At 69.1% G+C, this 223-nt stretch carries 1 protein-coding gene; it reads right to left on the bottom strand.

The genetic code is table 11. The features are described from left to right. Nucleotides 1–223 (bottom strand): glycoside hydrolase family 3 N-terminal domain-containing protein (locus E4K09_RS16815; protein ID WP_134498952.1); only part of this gene is annotated, 223 nt, incomplete at both ends.

Here is a 223-nt window from a genome sequence, read left to right as displayed (position 1 = left end):
GTCGAGGGTTCGCCGTTGAGCGCGTTGAAGGCTGCCATGAAGCTCGCCGAGCCGGCTTCGGCGGCGGCCCGGAAGGGAGGCAGGTAGGTATCGTGCATCTCCGCACGGGGAATGTAGGTGGTGTCGTAGTCGCGACCGCCCTGCGGCGCGCCATAGCCGGCGAAATGCTTCGTGGCGGCGGCAAGGCCGCCCTTGCGGAAGCCTTCCACGCGAGCGGCCGTCA

The organism is Microvirga pakistanensis, assembly GCF_004458765.1.
Taxonomy (GTDB): domain Bacteria; phylum Pseudomonadota; class Alphaproteobacteria; order Rhizobiales; family Beijerinckiaceae; genus Microvirga; species Microvirga pakistanensis.
This window is presented reverse-complemented; position numbering and strand designations above follow the sequence as displayed.